The organism is Nostoc sp., assembly GCF_036917195.1.
GTDB lineage: Bacteria > Cyanobacteriota > Cyanobacteriia > Cyanobacteriales > Nostocaceae > Nostoc.
Genome location: NZ_JBALDG010000065.1, coordinates 1 through 16087, shown reverse-complemented (window position 1 = coordinate 16087; position 16087 = coordinate 1). Strand labels below are relative to the sequence as shown.

Below are 16087 nucleotides of genomic sequence, written 5' to 3'. Positions count from 1 at the left end.
CAAAAATGCCTTTGAAATCCTCTTATTCAGATCAGCTTAAAAAAACTGACCAAAGCTTGATCGCCTTATTGAGCGATCGCCTATCATTATTAGCAGCATCAGAATTTCTTTCTTTAGATGAACAACTGGCTAGTGTGGCTCCCCTACTTGCTGAAGCTGGTATTCCTGAGTCTGTTTGGGCAAGTGTAATAAATAGTTGTTATGCCACTTTAATTCCTAAATGTGCAACAAATCATCTTAGCCTCCGACAAATTACCATCATCGGTGGACGTGGCAGGATGGGAAGATTATTTAAAGAGCAGCTTCAGCAAATAGGTCACAATGTTAGTGTTCTCGAACATGAAGATTGGGAGTATGCAGATAAACTGTTAAGTCAGGCAGAATTAGTATTAGTAAGCGTTCCTCTTGAATATACAGTTGATGTTATCAAGCGTGCAGCTAAATACCTTACCCCAAATACAGCTTTATGTGACATCACGAGTGTAAATACTCAGCCAACTCAAGCAATGCTCGAACACCATTCAGGCCCAGTTATGGGTTTACATCCAATGTTTGGGCCAAATATAAAATCGTTTTTAGGACAAAAAGTGGTAGTGTGTCCAGGTCGAAACGATGATTCATTTCAATGGTTATTAGATTTTCTTAAAAGTCAAGGTGGGGAGTTGATTGTTTGCACGCCTGAAGAACATGATCAAATGATGGTGATTATTCAAGCAACGCAGCATTTCTGTAGATTTAGTCTTGGTATTTTCTTAGCACAAACAAGGGTTGACATAGAGCAAAGTCTAACAATGTCAACTCCTAACTACCGTCAAGAAATTGACATTGTTAAACGTTTGTTTTCTCAAAATCCTCACTTATGTGTTGATATTATGTTAGCTACAGAAGAGAGGTGTGATGCAATTAAGTCTTTAGCTAAGACTTACAGCCGTTTAGCGAAACTGGTGTTGAGGAAAGATAGAGACGCATTAATTCAAGAATTTGAAAATACTCAAAGCTTTTTTGAAGATAAAATTAATCCTTTGCTACAGCCTTTAAAAACAACGGCTAAAACGTCTCTACAACCAGATTTTAAACCACAGATGCACAAAAATATTAGCATTTAAGGAACAAAAAATATGCTGATAGACATATTTCACGATCCTGTTTGTCCCTGGTGCAGAATTGGAATAAAGAATTTGTTTGATGCACTGGCACAATGGCAAGAAAAAGAAGTAGATATCCGCTGGCATCCCTTTATTCTCGACAATGCTGTTCCTGCTGACGGGTACGAATTTTACAGCTTTATGCGAAATAGAAAAGGTATCAAAGCGGAAGAACTGCAACATCTGTTTGATTCTACACGACGCGCAGGTGAGGCAGCTGGAGTCAAGCTACATTTTGACAAAATCCGTTTGGCTGTCAATACTAAGCTTTCTCACAAACTGATTGCACTCGCACCAGCAAACGTAAAAAATGATGTCGTAGAAGCCATTTATAAAGCTTACTTTGAAAACGGTTTGAATATCGGAGATATTGACGTTCTAATTACTATAGGTACAGCTTACAAAATGGATTCTAGGGAATTACGGCTGCAATTAAATGATGATGCTGCGGTTAAAGCCTTTGTGGCTGAATCAACATTTGCTCTGCCAAATGGCATCAACAGTGTGCCGTTCTTCGTCATCAATAACAAAGTCAAGATAAATGGTTCTCATTCGGTAGAAATGTTCCTTCAAGCTTTGAATCGTGCCGCACTTATAGATAGATCAGCAAAAATATGGTAGTTGAGATCAAGCAAAAAAGTAGATTCAATCTGCAACCAATTCATCAACGTGTTTCGGTTACTTTCAACTACGAGGTTTACTTCACCCAAAATTTATTTGAGTTGAAAAACCCGACGCTAGCGCAAGTGATTACAGCGGATGGGGAGACAAAGCCTAAGAAAGTAGTTGCAGTGGTAGACGCAGGAATATTGCAGTATCAACCTGAATTGGTTAAGCAATTAGTAGCGTATACCAAGTTTTATGCAGAGGTGCTAGCGATCGCAGCCCAACCAATGATAATTTCGGGAGGAGAAGCTGCCAAAAATGATCCCACTTTGCCAGAGAAAATCCACCAACAGATTGAAGCAGCCGGATTATGTCGCCACTCCTACATATTAGCGATCGGGGGCGGGGCTGTGCTGGATTTGGTAGGATATGCTGCTGCAACTGCTCACCGGGGAATTCGCGTCATTCGCATTCCGACAACGGTGTTAGCGCAAAATGATTCCGGGGTTGGAGTAAAAAACGGCATCAATGCCTTTGGTAAAAAGAACTTTCTGGGCACATTTGCGCCACCTTATGCAGTTATAAATGATTCTACCTTTTTGACAACCCTAGACGATCGCGATTGGCGTTGTGGGATCGCAGAAGCAATCAAAGTAGCGCTGATTAAGGATGCTAACTTTTTTCATTTTATCTATTTCCATACCGCAGCCCTTGTGCAGCGAGACATGGACACTATGCAAGAGATCATCTATCGTTGCGCTCAGTTACATCTAGAACATATTGCCAATAGCGGCGATCCTTTTGAAATGGGTTCGTCTCGTCCCCTGGATTTTGGACATTGGGCGGCTCATAAACTGGAGCATTTGACAGATTATCGTTTGCGTCATGGCGAAGCAGTTGCGATCGGTATTGCTTTGGATAGTACCTATTCTTATCTTTTAGGACTGCTGGATTGTTCAGAATGGCAACGGATATTAAATACTTTGTTGGCGTTGGGTTTCACGTTGTATGTGCCAGAAATGGATGAGAAGTTATCACAACTGGAACATCCTGATTGTCTGTTCCGGGGTTTAACCGAGTTCCGGGAACACTTGGGTGGAGAATTGACTTTAACGCTGTTACAACGTATTGGAAAAGGAATTGAAGTTCACGAAGCGGATTTGTTTTTGTACAGGCAAGCAATATCGCTATTGCGGAAGCTTTAAGGTTCTTTTTAGTGGTGAATTGAGGGGTGAATTTTAAACGTATAGGTACTTCGCCTTTCCACAGGGTAGGAACACTGAGTAATGCAGAGGTTTGATGCAAGGCAATTTTTTCGTTATAAATTTGTGAGAGCATCTACTACTTTTGAGGGAGGCGGAGACTTTTAAATAGTGTTTTTAGGAAAAGTACTAGAAAAGCAATATAAAAAGCGAATAAATTGACACTAAATCGAAAAAATATTCAATGTCTTGTCTGCTTGATATCTAGTACTCTTAAATAAGAAGAAGAAATTGTATTTATATTTTTAACAAATAATCAGTAAATTAAAAAAGTTTAATTATATGAAAATTAAATTATATAGATTTATATTTATCTATACATAAATAATGATTGCTCTCAAATAATGACTGATTAATAACTACTTCAGAGAAGTTACTCATGATTTTTAATTCCTATTGCTACAAAACTTTTGGTGGTGTAACTGTTTATCGCTCCATGACAGAAGTTAAGATGGACACTGCCCTTGAAGATGTTCTGTTCCACTTAAATTCTCAACGTGGAGGCTTGCTAAGGAGCAGCTACGAATATCCAGGGAGATACAAGAGATGGGCGATCGGATTTGTCAATCCACCATTGGAATTGACTACACAGCAGAATACTTTTACTTTGATAGCGTTGAATGAACGCGGCCAAGTCCTTTTACCATTCCTCTTAAAGCGCTTATCCCAGTCAGAAAAAATTGAGAAAGTCACCCAAGATAATAACCATATTGTAGGCTTTGTTAAACCTGCCAAAAAATTATTCGCTGAAGAAGAACGTAGTAAACAACCTTCAGCATTTACTGTTATCCGGGAAATTCTATATACTTTTACTAGTGAAGAAGACGAGCATTTAGGCTTATATGGTGCGTTTGGTTACGACTTAGTTTTTCAGTTTGAACCAATTACCCAACGTCTGGAACGTCCTACAGATCAGCGTGATTTAGTGCTTTATCTGCCAGATGAATTAATAGTTGTTGACTATTATCAGCAACGCGCATTTCGTTTACAATATGAATTTGAAACAGCGCATGGCAGCACTAATAATCTTCCTCGAACAGGTGAGTCTGTAGATTATCGTGGAAAACATCTTCTCCCGAATAAAACTGCTGACCATAAAGTAGGCGAGTATGCCAAAAAAGTTGAGCTTGCACTCGATTATTTCCGCCGAGGCGATTTATTTGAAGTTGTTCCTAGTCAAAACTTTTTTGAAGGCTATGAAGACCAACCCAGCAAGTTATTTGAAACTTTAAAGGAAATAAATCCTAGTCCTTATGGATTTATTTTTAATCTAGGTGGAGAATATCTAATTGGCGCATCTCCAGAAATGTTTGTGCGAGTTGAAGGAAAGCGGGTAGAAACCTGTCCAATTAGTGGTACCATTAGCCGGGGACAAGATGCTCTTGATGATGCGGTGCAAATTCGTCATTTACTCAACTCCCACAAAGACGAAGCTGAGTTGACGATGTGTACTGATGTCGATCGCAATGACAAATCCCGAATCTGTGAACCTGGCTCAGTACAAGTGATTGGTCGTCGCCAAATTGAATTATATAGCCACTTAATTCATACAGTAGATCATGTTGAGGGGACACTGCGATCGCAATTTGATGCCTTAGATGCATTCTTGAGCCATACTTGGGCGGTTACAGTCACCGGCGCACCCAAAAGAGCCGCAATAGATTTTATTGAACAGCATGAAAAGAGCGCTCGACGTTGGTATGGTGGAGCAGTTGGCTATTTAAATTTCAATGGGAATTTAAATACTGGATTAATTCTGCGGACAATCCGATTAAAAGACTGCATCGCTGAAGTGCGAGTTGGTGCTACTGTCCTTTATGACTCCATACCACAAGCAGAAGAACAAGAAACAATTACTAAGGGTGCTGCTTTATTTGAGACGATTCGTCGTGTTAAGCAAACTAGTCAGAAAATTGATCAGTCTAGTTCTATAAAATTAAGTAAACACATCCCAGGTGTAAAACCTGGCAGTGTAAAACCTGACAAACGCATCTTACTAATAGACTATGAAGACTCATTTGTTCATACCCTAGCCAATTACATTCGCCAAACTGGTGCAAGTGTTACTACACTCCGTCATGGTTTCTCGGAATCGCTATTCGACACAGAACGCCCTGACTTAGTTGTTTTATCTCCTGGCCCTGGTAGACCAAGTGATTTTCGGGTTTCAGAGACTGTCGGTGCCCTTCTTCATCGCCAAATTCCTATTTTCGGAGTTTGTCTAGGACTGCAAGGCATCGTTGAAGCTTTTGATGGAGAATTGGGAGTTCTCAACTATCCTCAACACGGTAAATCCTCACAGATTTTCGTCACTGATTCAGATTCTGTTACCTTCAACAATTTACCAGAATCTTTTACAGTAGGTAGATATCACTCATTGTTTGCCCTACCGGAACGTTTGCCAAAAGAACTGAAAGTAACAGCGATGTCTGATGACGACGTAATTATGGGCATTGAACATCAGACACTTCCCATCGCCGCCGTTCAGTTTCATCCAGAATCAATCATGACTCTAGCCGGAGAAGTCGGTTTGGAAATCATTAAAAATGTGGTGCGTGCATATACTCAAACCAAAGAATCATTAGTTATTAAGCATGGGTCATAAGGCATGGAGCATTGGGCATTGGAAGAGGCAGAGGAGCCAAAGGGCAGGAGGAAAGACTACTGTAACTTCTCCTCTGCTCCCCCTGCTCCCCCTGCTCCCCCTGCTCCCCCTGCTCCCTACTCCCCACTCTTCCTAGCAGTTTATGACTAACCAAGTTGCCCCTCCCCGCCATATTCTTGAAGAAATTGTGTTGCATAAAAGGCAAGAAGTTGCACAAATGCAGCAAGAACTGCCTTTAGCTTCCTTGCGACAACAGCTAAATGCAACTTTGAGTGTGCGAAATTTCTTGACTGCTTTAAAAGAAAATCCCAATCAACCTAGCTTAATTGCCGAGGTAAAAAAAGCATCACCTAGCCGTGGGATTATCCGCGCAGATTTTGACCCTGTTGGTGTTGCTCAAGCTTATGAACGAGGTGGTGCAGCTTGTTTATCAGTCTTGACTGACCAAAAGTTTTTTCAGGGCAGTTTTGATAATCTGCGGGCTGTGCGATTACAAGTAGCATTACCCCTACTGTGTAAGGAGTTCATCATTGACCCCTATCAAATTTATTTAGCACGGACAGCAGGTGCAGATGCTGTCTTGTTAATTGCTGCTATCTTATCAGATCAAGAACTTCAGACTTTTTTGCGAGTGATTCATGATTTAGGCATGAATGCACTGGTAGAAGTCCATACCTTGGCTGAATTGGATCGGGTGCTAAAGCTTGAGGACTTACGTTTAGTAGGAATCAACAATCGCAATTTAGAAGATTTTAGCCTTGATTTAGGAACAACACAGCAACTTTTAGCACAGCGCCAACAAAAATTACAAAGTTTGGATATCACCGTCGTCAGCGAATCTGGATTGTATACACCTGCTGATTTATCTTTTGTCGCTGAGGCTGGTGCGCGTGCAGTTTTGATCGGAGAGTCTTTAGTTAAACAAAGCGATGTAGAACAAGCTGTGCGTACTTTGTTAAAACTTGATCCTCCCTAACCCTGCTTTATTAAGGAGGGAATGAGAGTAAGCCTTTCTAAGGCGGTTGAGTGGCTCTTTGCGAAAATAGGCTTCTCGCTGAAGGTGGGTAAAGGGGACATTTAAGGGATCATAGAAAATAATTCTTCCCTTTTCCCTTCCCCCTTAACCCTTTCCCTGTTCCTGATTTTGCTTTGAGGCAATTGTATGAAAGCGATGGTGATTACAAACTTCGGAAGTCCAGAAGTCTTTGCAGAAAGTGAAGTGGATAAACCAACACCAAAGAACAACGAAGTTTTAGTCAAGGTTTATGCCACCTCCGTGAACCCAGCCGACTGCGGGGTGCGCCAAGGAATTTTTGGGCCAAGGGTAAAACTGCCTGCAATTCTCGGCTTTGACGTTTCCGGTGTCCTTGAGGCAGTGGGCGAAAATGTTAGGGATTTTCAGGTGGGTGACGAAGTTTATTATGCCATCCCACATGAAGAAGGTGGTGGTGCTAATGCAGAGTATCATGTCGCAAATGAATCAACTATTGCCAAAAAGCCCACAAATATATCTCATTTAGAAGCTGCTAGCGTACCTGTGGCAGGGGGTACAGCATGGGCTGCACTTATCATTAGAGCAAATATCAAAATCGGTGAAACTGTGTTGATTCATGGTGGTGCAGGCGGTGTCGGCACATTCGCTATTCAAATAGCTAAAGCGGCAGGTGCTTATGTTTACACAACCTGCGGCAATTATGATATCGATTTTGTCAAGTCCATCGGTGCAGACAGAGCGATCGATTACCGCAACGAAGACTTTATTAAGATCATTATGCAGGAAACAGGCGGTGCAGGTGTTGACGTAACCTTTACTACTGTTGGCGGCGAAATTTTAGCTAAAAGTTTGGCGGTTACAAAAGCTGATGGTCGCGCTGTCACTATAACAGGCGTGACAGGTGACTTCAACATCGCTATTTTCAAAAATATTACTGTCCACTTTACACACTTAGATTGCACCCGTCCTAAGCTTGATGCCTTGAGAAACCTAATTGAACGGGGTGATATCAATCCAGTTGTCAGTAAAACTTTTTCACTTCATCAAGTGGGACAAGCGCATAAAACGTTTGAGGAAGGCGGTGAGGGTGTACGCGGCAAGATTGTTGTACAAGTTGTATGAGTCAACGTTTATGATTTATCGCTCATGGTTAATTTGTGTCTTTGTGTAAACCATTACCTATTGCTAGAATCTCCAATCTAAAAAAATGAAGCTTTGATACTCGACGACGGAGTTAAAAGACTCGTTAACGGAGCTAAAAGACTCGTTAACGGAGCTAAAAGACTCGTTGACGGAGCTAAAAGACTCGTTAACGGAGCTAAAAGACTCGTTAACGGAGCTAAAAGACTCGTTGACGGAGCTAAAAGACTCGTTGACGGAGCTAAAAGACTCGTTGACAGAGCTAAAAGACTCGTTAACGGAGCTAAAAGACTCATTCACGAGGTTCAAAGACTCGACGACAAAAAATCTAGGGTGAACATCGCTAATTGCTAAATGTTGATTCTTCCAGAACTATTAATTAATCATTAACCATTTTTTTGAATGACTTCTATCTCTGATTCCTTTCAAACTTTACGCGATCGCCAACAGTGTGCTTTAATCCCTTTTATCACAGCAGGCGATCCTAACTTAGAAACCACTGCCGAGGCTTTACGTATCTTAGATCGCAATGGTGCTGACTTCATCGAGTTGGGCGTTCCCTACTCCGATCCTCTAGCAGATGGGCCTGTAATTCAAGCAGCAGCAACCCGCGCTTTGCAAAAAGGCACGAAATTAGACCAAGTGCTAGAGATGTTGCACATGGTGATTCCTAGCCTAAAAGCGCCGATAATTCTATTTACTTACTACAATCCCATTTTGTACCGGGGTATTGAGTCGTTTTTGGCGCAAATTGCTACTGCTGGGGTGCAAGGATTGGTAGTACCAGATTTACCCTTAGAAGAAGCAGAAGAATTAATCCAAACTGCTGCATCTTTCGGAATTGAGGTAATTTTACTCGTAGCTCCTACCAGTTCTAAAGATAGAATTGAAGCGATCGCTCGTCAATCTCACGGTTTTATCTACCTGGTAAGCGTTACAGGTGTTACAGGTGTCCGCGCTCAAATTCAAGACCGTGTAAAGTATTTAATTAGAGATTTGCAAAGCATCACCGATAAACCCATTGGCGTTGGTTTTGGCATCTCAGGGCCAGAACAAGCACATCAAGTAAGGGAATGGGGAGCAGATGCGGTGATTGTTGGTAGTGCCTTTGTTAAAAGGTTAGCTGAAGGTAGCCCAACTGAAGGATTGCAAGCAGTAGAAAAGCTTTGTCAAGAACTTAAAACAGCCATTACAGAAAGTCGGCGCGAAAGTCCATCTCTTCAGGAGGTGGGATAAATTCACCCGCAAACTTAGTAAATAGGCAATAGGGAATAGGGAATAGGGGATTAATTTCTCTTTCTCCCCCCTGCCCCCTGCCCCCTGCCCCCTGCTTCCATTAAGATAATGAAACTCCTGCTGAAATCCGTCAAAATATTAATTTATAGCCTACTTCTAGTTAGCGCCTGTGCTATTACAGTCTTTGCCCATGATCGCACTGATCACAGACAATACGAATATCATTGGCATTACAATTTTCCAGCAAAACAGGCTCACCTAGCTGTAAGAAAAAACGTAACTGACCTGACATCAGCAGAGAAAACAGCTTTCGTTAAAGCTATCAAAACCTTAAAAACGATAATTCCCGCAGGTAGCAAGCTCAGTATTTACGACCAATTCGTTGCCATACATCTAGGGGCAACACGCTTGATTCATAATCATAAAGGACATTCCGATGGTTCTGTTCACGAACTTGCTCATGAAAATGCCGCATTTTTCCCTTGGCATCGAGAATATATCCGCAGATTTGAACAAGCTTTGCAAGCAGTAGACCCAACTGTTAGCCTACCATACTGGGATTGGACTGACGCCAAAGCACTTGATGTGATTTTTAACGATGACTTTCTTGGTTCTAACGGTCAAGGAGTAACCATCAAAATTCCAAATCAGGGAAACTTTACAGGCGGCCCAGTGCCTGGGGCTTTTTCTGCTGCAAATGGCTGGGTTATGAATCCAGCATTAAACATTGACCCAGATACCGGAACATCTTTAGGTACATCACTTGTCCGGTTTCTCCGACTACCTCCTGCGAGTGATTATCCTGTGCCCAAAAAAGATATTCAGCGTGTCCTTGCTCTTAATGATTATTCTCTATTTCGCCCTGCTTTGGAAGGATTTATCTCTATAGATGAGCAGGGTAAAGTCACGCCAGGAGGATTCATCCACAACTACATTCATGCTTTAGTCGGTGGGGTACAGATAGACGCAACTACGACACCGATAAAGTTTAAGAGTCTGGGTACGATGAGCAATATACCAAGTTCGCCCTATGACCCAGTGTTTTGGTTGCATCATGCCAACGCAGACCGCCTCTGGGCTGAATGGCAAGACAACGGTCATAAAGGCAGCGATTTTTATCCTCCCGATGGTCATAGTCAGCCTTATGGACACAATCCTAAAGACCTAATGTGGCCTTGGGACGGCGGTATGTCTAACCCGAAAGCTACGGCGTTAGGAGATTTACTATCGCTATTACCAAATTTTAACTCTGACGATTTGGTACGCCCTATAGACGTTTTGAATCACAGGGAACTGGGCTATATCTACCAAACCTCTGAAAAGAAAACGCGAAAAGAATCTTATCTCTGGGATAAGTTCTAAAAATTTAGAACCAGACGCTTGGAACCCCTCTTCCATTCCTCTCCTTTGCTCCTGAGAGGCTTTGATTCTTATTTCCCAACGCTAGAAGGGAAGGGGTTGGGGGTTAGGTTTGAGAGAAAGTTGCACACAGCGTAACAAGAGTAAAAAATACTTAAAGTTTAAAGGATTTTGAACTATGGTAAGCATACAAGATATCAAAGCTGCGATTTCATCTACGACCGTGCAACCTGACCTTTTAGGCAGGTTTGGAAAATTCGGCGGTAAATACGTTCCCGAAACCTTAATGCCTGCATTAAGTGAGTTAGAAATTGCGTTTCATCAATATCGCAATGAGTCAAGTTTCCAAGCAGAACTGCAAAACCTACTGCGGGATTATGTAGGACGACCCAGCCCATTATATTTTGCTGAACGCCTGACAACAAACTACGCTAGACCAGATGGCACGGGAGCGCAAATTTATTTAAAGCGTGAGGATTTAAATCATACAGGCGCTCACAAAATTAATAATGCTTTGGCTCAAGTGTTACTCGCTAAACGCATGGGCAAGAAGCGGATTATTGCAGAGACAGGTGCAGGCCAACATGGCGTAGCTACTGCAACTGTGTGTGCGCGGTTTGGTTTGAAATGTGTGATTTACATGGGTGTCCACGATATGGAACGCCAAGCCCTGAATGTGTTTCGGATGAAGTTGATGGGAGCAGAAGTACGTCCAGTAGAGGCAGGTACGGGAACTCTCAAGGATGCAACTTCTGAAGCAATCCGTGATTGGGTAACGAATGTGGAAACAACCCATTACATCCTGGGTTCGGTTGCAGGGCCCCATCCCTACCCGATGATTGTCCGTGATTTCCACGTGATAATCGGTGTAGAAACTCGCGCTCAATCTCTAGAAAAATGGGGAGGATTACCAGATATTCTCCTGGCTTGCGTGGGTGGAGGTTCCAATGCGATCGGCTTATTCAATGAGTTTGTGCATGAACCTTCGGTGCGTCTAATTGGAGTCGAGGCGGCGGGTGAAGGTGTAGATACAGAAAAACACGCTGCTACCTTGACAAAAGGAAAAATAGGTGTGTTGCACGGTGCAATGAGCTATTTGCTGCAAGATGATGATGGTCAAGTAATCGAAGCTCATTCAATTAGCGCCGGATTGGATTATCCTGGCGTTGGCCCTGAGCATAGTTATTTAATGGATCTTGGTCGCGCCGAATATTACAGCGTTACCGATAAGCAAGCCTTAGAAGCATTTCAAAGACTTTCGCAACTAGAAGGGATTATTCCAGCCTTAGAAACTGCTCATGCGATCGCTTATTTAGAAACCCTTTGTCCTCAGTTAGAAGGCAGTCCCCGCATCGTCATCAATTGTTCTGGTAGAGGTGACAAGGATGTGCAAACCGTCGCAAAAATCCTTAATCACTAATAGTCTGTCTTTTACTAATGCCCAATACCCAATACCCAATACCCAATATCCAATATCCAATGCCCAATGCCCAATACCCATTACGAATATGATGGCTGTAATTCAAACTCCACCCGATAACATCTTCATCCTTCCTGAGTTCTACAACTGGCCAGCTTTATTGCAACAGTTGCTGAATCGGCAATCGTTGACGGTTTCCCAAGCTGCGGATCTGATGCAAGGTTGGCTGATAAATGCCATTCCTCATGTATTATCAGGAGCAATTTTAACCGCAATTCAAGCCAAAGGCGTATCTGCCGAAGAATTAGTAGGCATGGCTAGCGTCTTACAATCCCAATCTTCTACTACTCCCTACTCCCTCCCCACTCCCCTAATAGATACCTGTGGAACTGGTGGAGATGGAGCTTCAACCTTTAATATCTCTACTGCTGTCGCTTTTGTTGCCGCAGCCGCAGGGGTAAAAGTTGCCAAACATGGCAATCGTTCGGCATCTAGCAAAACTGGTTCTGCTGATGTGTTGGAAGCTTTGGGTATAAATCTCAACGCCACTCCTGAAAAAGTGCAAGCCGCAGTGGGCGAAGTCGGGATCACCTTTTTATTTGCTCCAGGCTGGCATCCTGCACTCAAGGCGATCGCTACTTTGCGAAAAACTTTGAAAGTGCGGACTGTTTTTAACTTGCTCGGCCCGCTAGTAAATCCCATGCGACCGACAGGGCAAATTATTGGTGTCAACGACCCGCTTTTACTAGAGGAAATTGTTCAAGCTTTATCCCAATTGGGATGTCAGCAAGCGATCGCACTCCACGGGCGGGAACGTTTAGATGAAGCTGGTTTGGCAGATGCCACTGACTTGGCTATACTCCAAGATAAAAAAGTGCGTTGTCTAACGCTCAATCCTCAAGAACTTGGTTTGAGTTTTGCACCAACTGCGGCTTTGCACGGTGGAGATGTCCCAGAAAATGCCGAAATCTTGAAGGCAGTTCTTCAAGGGAAAGGCACTCAAGCGCAGCAGGATGTAGTCGCTTTAAATACAGCCCTAGCGCTCCAAGTTGGTCAACCGATTGATAGGGAAACGGATGTTTTAGCAGGTTGTGTTAAAGGTATTGTCCTTGCCAAGAAAATTCTGCAAAGTGGTGCGGCTTGGACAAAACTAGAACAACTTGCTGAATTTTTGCGCTAATTGCTAACTCCTATTAGCCACTAAGTTATAAGCGATTCTCATTTGAATGCACATGCTGTAGAGGCGCAGCATTGCTGTGCCCTTACGAACAGACTGTATTACACCTAAAACTATACGGAAGGAAAAACAGATGATTATCATACTTAAGAGCGGTACACCTGTTGAGGAAATCACTCGGATCAGCCAAGAACTGAGTCAGACTTGGGGAGTCACAGTAGAAAAAAGCGTTGGCACGCATAAAGTTGTGCTGGGGCTAATTGGTGATACCATTAGCATCGATAGATTACAGGTTCAGGAGTTCAACCCTTGGATTGAGCAAGTAGTACGGGTACAACAACCTTTCAAGCGGGTAAGTCGAGAATTCCGAGATGGACAAGCCAGCGAGGTCGTTGTACCTACGCCTAACGGTGATGTCTATTTCGGCGAACACCATCCGATTGTAGTGGTAGCCGGGCCTTGTTCCGTTGAAAATGAAGCGATGATTGTCGATACGGCAAAGCGGGTGAAAGCAGCAGGAGCACAGTTTCTCCGTGGTGGAGCCTACAAACCCCGTACTTCACCTTATGCCTTTCAAGGTTATGGTGAAAGCGCTTTAGATTTATTAGCAGCAGCGCGGGAAGCTACCGGTTTGGGTATTGTCACAGAATTGATGGATGCTGCCGATTTATCAGCAGTAGCGAGAACAGCTGACATAATCCAAATCGGAGCTAGGAATATGCACAACTTTTCGTTGCTCAAAAAGGTAGGCGCTCAAGATAAACCAGTGCTGCTGAAGCGCGGGATGTCTGCCACAATTGACGAGTGGCTGATGGCGGCAGAATATATTTTGGCATCAGGAAATCCAAATGTAATTCTTTGTGAGCGGGGAATCAGAACCTTTGATGGCAAATATGCCCGCAATACCTTAGATTTATCAGTGCTTCCGGTGTTGCGATCGCTTACCCATTTACCGATTATGATTGATCCCAGTCATGGTACAGGTAGGTCTGAATATGTTCCATCTATGGCAATGGCTGCGATCGCAGCTGGTACAGATGCCTTGATGATTGAAGTTCACCCCAATCCAGCGAAGGCTTTATCTGATGGGCCTCAATCTCTCACCCCTGATAAATTTGACCGCTTAGTTCAAGAAATGTCAATTCTGGGCAAAGTAGTCGATCGCTGGTCTACACCTGTATTTGATAGCATTGCCGAAAACCAGATTCTCCTCACACCAGAACTCTCAAAGTAGATAAAGCGTAATCTTAACCGATTTTTTGCAAACGGCTAAACCTGATCAACAGATTCTTTCCTTTAAAAAATCCGTTGATCAGTTTTTCTTACAGCAGTTTTCATGTATTTGAACCACATCTGTCGTAAGGGCACAGCAATGCTGTGCCCCTACCGTGTGGTCTATTTACCTGAAAATAGCTGTAAACTACCCCACCCTGGTGACACTGAGGGCGGGGTTTTCACCTGGATTTCTCACAACTGAGAAATCCGGGCTAGAAGGGTAGTGATTGCAGCGTCTGTAATGAATTTTATTACTTAGTGGGACTTAGACAAAAAACACCAAAAAAATAGTCTCAAATCTATATACCGATTGACTTTGACCGAAAACGACTCATGATACAAGCCCCTAAATTTATTTATGGGGATCATTAGTGAATGCGTGAATTTAGAGCGCACTCCTACGGGGATCTTGCTACGCGCAGCGTCTCGTTAGAGAAGCGACGTGACATCGTTTTGCTTCGTTTGTTGATAGGACTTACGCAAAAAACCTCTCAAACTTTTATTCCTCCGTGTCTTCTGCGTTCTCTGCGGTTCGATTTTCCCTTACCTGTGCGTTAGTCCTGGTTGATATATTTGCGTTTGGGTCATTTTTGGGTATTTGGTGTATTTACCCTACCCTGTATGGGTTTGAGGCTTATTTTTCCCTCAAAAATGTTTAAGTCCGGTGAGGATGGTTTTGGGTTAAATAATCTGAATTCTCATAACTTTTCAAACATCCTCTAAAGATTTGACAAATTTATCAAAAAATTATTCATTGCAATATGATATTTAATCAAAATACAATTTTATTACACAGTTTCATAGTCAAATATTCTATCTTGTCCTCTAAATATATTTAATATTTGGATGCATTTATCAAAACATTTTTCATTGTAATTAGAAGTTAAATTACATATATTCTAAATGTAAGTAGCATTGAATAAAAATTGATTATCTCCACTTTAGAGGATAATCAAATAAACCAAGAGCTACTAACTAGTTTTGCTAATAAAATACAACATAAAATTCATGCTCAAGATTTAATCTTGTCCATTTTATGTTGCTATGCTAGCAAGATTTTTATTCTAAGAATTAGGAGGATTAGTCCTGATGGCAGATTTGAATAATAGTGGTACTGGGAACTCTTCTCCTGGCGGGGACAATATGTTGAGAGATTCACCCTGGGGTCGCTTGAGTGAAGTTATGAGTGATAAAGACCTTGGCAATATATTCAGTGGTGTTGGTAAGGGAGAAGGTAACGGTAGTTCACCATTTGGTGGTAGTGGTACTGGTACTGGTAGTAAGCCGGATTTAGCCTATGGTGGTAATCCTTTCGCTGGTGACAACTTTTGGGATATCTTTGCAGGCGGTAAAAATCCATCCGCAGGCGGTGCTAACCAGGGTAGTGCGACTGACCCTTTGACTGGTGTTGGCAGCCAAGGCAGTAGTATTAGCACAACTGAAATACCGGACGCATTCGGTTTGAGGGTTACTATTGATAACCTAGTTAACTCAAGGCTTAAAGAGGCACAGAGTGGCAGCGGAATCCCGTCATCTGGTGATGGCGGTGCTGGTGGCGGCATGCCATCATTTGGTGGTGGCGGTGCTGGTGGCGGCATGCCATCATTTGGTGGTGGCGGTGCTGGTGGCGGCATGCCATCATTTGGTGGTGGCGGTGCTGGTGGTGGCATGCCATCATTTGGTGGTGGCGGTGCTGGTGGCGGCATGCCATCATTTGGTGGTGGCGGTGCTGGTGGCGGCATGCCATCATTTGGTGGTGGCGGTGCTGGTGGTGGCATGCCATCATTTGGTGGTGGCGGTGCTGGTGGCGGCATGCCATCATTTGGTGGTGGCGGTGCTGGTGGCGGCATGCCATCATTTGGTGGTGG

At 43.0% G+C, this 16087-nt stretch carries 13 protein-coding genes; 12 read left to right on the top strand and 1 reads right to left on the bottom strand.

The window, feature by feature from the left end; all coding sequences use genetic code 11:
- Window positions 1-5 precede the first annotated feature (5 nt).
- From tyrA to V7K40_RS20095, 6 genes are all read left to right on the top strand, one after another.
- Window positions 6-1106 carry a bifunctional chorismate mutase/prephenate dehydrogenase gene (gene tyrA / locus V7K40_RS20120; RefSeq protein ID WP_334962761.1) on the top strand — a complete coding sequence of 367 codons (1101 nt, stop codon included), beginning with the start codon at window positions 6-8 and terminating at the stop codon, window positions 1104-1106.
- A gap of 12 nt (window positions 1107-1118) precedes the next feature.
- Window positions 1119-1766 carry a DsbA family oxidoreductase gene (locus V7K40_RS20115; RefSeq protein ID WP_334962759.1) on the top strand — a complete coding sequence of 216 codons (648 nt, stop codon included), beginning with the start codon at window positions 1119-1121 and terminating at the stop codon, window positions 1764-1766.
- Window positions 1760-2956 carry a 3-dehydroquinate synthase gene (locus V7K40_RS20110; RefSeq protein ID WP_334962757.1) on the top strand — a complete coding sequence of 399 codons (1197 nt, stop codon included), beginning with the start codon at window positions 1760-1762 and terminating at the stop codon, window positions 2954-2956. Before V7K40_RS20115 ends, V7K40_RS20110 begins: the two co-directional genes overlap by 7 nt.
- A 436-nt stretch (window positions 2957-3392) precedes the next feature.
- Entirely contained in the window at window positions 3393-5618 is a 2226-nt protein-coding gene (locus V7K40_RS20105; RefSeq protein ID WP_334962755.1) for an anthranilate synthase, read from the top strand.
- Window positions 5619-5760: 142 nt separating this feature from the next.
- Window positions 5761-6594 carry an indole-3-glycerol phosphate synthase TrpC gene (trpC, locus tag V7K40_RS20100; RefSeq protein WP_334962753.1) on the top strand — a complete coding sequence of 278 codons (834 nt, stop codon included), beginning with the start codon at window positions 5761-5763 and terminating at the stop codon, window positions 6592-6594.
- A 195-nt stretch (window positions 6595-6789) separates the two neighbouring features.
- A complete protein-coding gene (locus V7K40_RS20095; RefSeq protein ID WP_334962751.1) occupies window positions 6790-7734 on the top strand; it encodes a zinc-binding dehydrogenase in 945 nt (314 codons plus the stop codon).
- 63 nt (window positions 7735-7797) lie between these two features.
- On the opposite strand, the gene V7K40_RS20090 is transcribed toward V7K40_RS20095, so the two are convergent.
- Window positions 7798-8061 carry a hypothetical protein gene (locus V7K40_RS20090; RefSeq protein WP_334962749.1) on the bottom strand — a complete coding sequence of 88 codons (264 nt, stop codon included), beginning with the start codon at window positions 8059-8061 and terminating at the stop codon, window positions 7798-7800.
- Between the two features lie 93 nt (window positions 8062-8154).
- Between V7K40_RS20090 and trpA the strand changes: the two genes are divergently transcribed.
- The 6 genes from trpA to V7K40_RS20060 form a co-directional block, all read left to right on the top strand.
- Entirely contained in the window at window positions 8155-8988 is an 834-nt protein-coding gene (trpA, locus tag V7K40_RS20085) for a tryptophan synthase subunit alpha (protein WP_334962747.1), read from the top strand.
- Between the two features lie 108 nt (window positions 8989-9096).
- Window positions 9097-10350, top strand: a complete 1254-nt coding sequence (locus V7K40_RS20080) for a tyrosinase family protein (RefSeq protein WP_334962745.1) — start codon at window positions 9097-9099, stop codon at window positions 10348-10350.
- 175 nt (window positions 10351-10525) lie between these two features.
- Window positions 10526-11767 carry a tryptophan synthase subunit beta gene (gene trpB / locus V7K40_RS20075; protein ID WP_334962744.1) on the top strand — a complete coding sequence of 414 codons (1242 nt, stop codon included), beginning with the start codon at window positions 10526-10528 and terminating at the stop codon, window positions 11765-11767.
- Window positions 11768-11855: 88 nt separating this feature from the next.
- A complete protein-coding gene (trpD, locus tag V7K40_RS20070) occupies window positions 11856-12947 on the top strand; it encodes an anthranilate phosphoribosyltransferase (RefSeq protein WP_334962852.1) in 1092 nt (363 codons plus the stop codon).
- Window positions 12948-13077: 130 nt separating this feature from the next.
- Window positions 13078-14178 (top strand): 3-deoxy-7-phosphoheptulonate synthase, encoded by a 1101-nt coding sequence (gene aroF, locus V7K40_RS20065; RefSeq protein ID WP_334962742.1) that lies wholly within the window; start codon window positions 13078-13080, stop codon window positions 14176-14178.
- A gap of 1130 nt (window positions 14179-15308) precedes the next feature.
- The coding region (locus V7K40_RS20060) for a hypothetical protein (RefSeq protein ID WP_334962740.1) at window positions 15309-16087 on the top strand (779 nt) is incomplete at its 3' end.

Coding starts and splice junctions, on each gene's coding strand:
- tyrA (WP_334962761.1), top strand. CDS start 6: ATGCCTTTGAAATCCTCTTATTCAGATCAGCTTAAAAAAACTGACCAA.
- V7K40_RS20115 (WP_334962759.1), top strand. CDS start 1,119: ATGCTGATAGACATATTTCACGATCCTGTTTGTCCCTGGTGCAGAATT.
- V7K40_RS20110 (WP_334962757.1), top strand. CDS start 1,760: ATGGTAGTTGAGATCAAGCAAAAAAGTAGATTCAATCTGCAACCAATT.
- V7K40_RS20105 (WP_334962755.1), top strand. CDS start 3,393: ATGATTTTTAATTCCTATTGCTACAAAACTTTTGGTGGTGTAACTGTT.
- trpC (WP_334962753.1), top strand. CDS start 5,761: ATGACTAACCAAGTTGCCCCTCCCCGCCATATTCTTGAAGAAATTGTG.
- V7K40_RS20095 (WP_334962751.1), top strand. CDS start 6,790: ATGGTGATTACAAACTTCGGAAGTCCAGAAGTCTTTGCAGAAAGTGAA.
- trpA (WP_334962747.1), top strand. CDS start 8,155: ATGACTTCTATCTCTGATTCCTTTCAAACTTTACGCGATCGCCAACAG.
- V7K40_RS20080 (WP_334962745.1), top strand. CDS start 9,097: ATGAAACTCCTGCTGAAATCCGTCAAAATATTAATTTATAGCCTACTT.
- trpB (WP_334962744.1), top strand. CDS start 10,526: ATGGTAAGCATACAAGATATCAAAGCTGCGATTTCATCTACGACCGTG.
- trpD (WP_334962852.1), top strand. CDS start 11,856: ATGATGGCTGTAATTCAAACTCCACCCGATAACATCTTCATCCTTCCT.
- aroF (WP_334962742.1), top strand. CDS start 13,078: ATGATTATCATACTTAAGAGCGGTACACCTGTTGAGGAAATCACTCGG.